The sequence below is a fragment of the Janthinobacterium sp. SUN100 genome (assembly GCF_030397705.1).
GTDB classification, from domain to species: domain Bacteria; phylum Pseudomonadota; class Gammaproteobacteria; order Burkholderiales; family Burkholderiaceae_D; genus Janthinobacterium; species Janthinobacterium kumbetense.
In genome coordinates, this window is sequence record NZ_JAPUBU010000013.1 from 1 (window position 1) to 1,194 (window position 1,194).

General features: G+C 64.2%; 2 protein-coding genes. Both read left to right on the forward strand.

Annotated elements, in window-relative coordinates; all coding sequences use genetic code 11:
* Positions 1 to 454 (forward strand): TIM barrel protein (locus tag O0881_RS29170; protein ID WP_289914105.1); only part of this gene is annotated, 454 nt, incomplete at its 5' end.
* Positions 451 to 1,194 (forward strand): 5-deoxy-glucuronate isomerase (gene iolB / locus O0881_RS29175; protein ID WP_289914106.1); only part of this gene is annotated, 744 nt, incomplete at its 3' end. The genes O0881_RS29170 and iolB, both read left to right, overlap by 4 nt.

Here is a 1,194-nt window from a genome sequence, read left to right on the forward strand (position 1 = left end):
CTACCACCACCACATGGGCGCCTACGTGGAAACGCCGGCCGACGTGGACCAGTTGATGGCCTTGACGGGGCCGCAAGTCGGCTTGCTGTTCGACACGGGCCACATCACCTTTGCCGGCGGCGATGCGCTGGCGGTGCTGAATAAACATATTGAACGCATTTGCCACGTGCATTGCAAGGATGTGCGCCCCAACGTGGTGAAACTGGCGAGAAATGGCCACTGGAGTTTTTTGCAGGCCGTCATCAATGGCGCCTTCAGCGTGCCGGGCGACGGCAGCATCGACTTTCCTGCCATCCTCACGCGCCTGTATTTGCACGGCTACGAAGGCTGGCTGGTGGTGGAGGCGGAGCAAGATCCGGCCGTGGCCCCCAGCTATCAGTATGCCAAGATGGGCCACGATTACCTGGCACGCCTGGTCGACGCGATTCCCCGCCTGGGGCGGGAGGCGGCATGAGCCCGCTGCTGGTCAAGGCGAGGGCCGGTTCGGCCATCGTCGAAGTGACGCCGGAATCGGCCGGCTGGACGCACGTGGGCTTTGCCGCGCACCGGCTGGCGGCAGGCGAACAGCTGACGTTGGAGACGGGCCGCCGCGAACTGTGCCTCGTCGTGCTGACGGGCACGGTGACGGTGCAGGCGGGCGGGCAGACCTGGGAAGCCATCGGCAATCGCCAGAGCGTGTTTGAAGATGTTTCGCCCTACGCCGTGTATGTGCCGCTGGAAACCACGGTCGGTATCACGGCCGTGGGCAACGCGGAAGTGGCGCTGTGCAGCGCACCGGCCACAACCCATCGTCCGGCGCGCTTGATCGACCCGCAGTCGATGACGCGTTCCGTGCGCGGCAAGGGCGCGAACACCCGCTATGTGTGCGACATCCTGCCGCAGACGGCCGAGGCCGATGGCTTGCTGGTGGTCGAGGTGGTCACGCCGTCCGGCCATTCGTCCAGCTATCCGCCGCACAAGCACGACGATGACAATATCCCGCTGGAAAGTTCGCTGGAAGAAACGTACTACCACCGCTTGAACCCCGAGCAGGGCTTTGCGTACCAACGCGTCTACACGGACGACCGCAGTATCGACGAAGCCATGGCCGTGGAAAACCACGACGTGGTGATGGTGCCCAGGGGTTACCACCCCGTCACCGTGCCGTATGGCTACGATGGCTATTACCTGAACGTGATGGCCGGCCCGAAACGC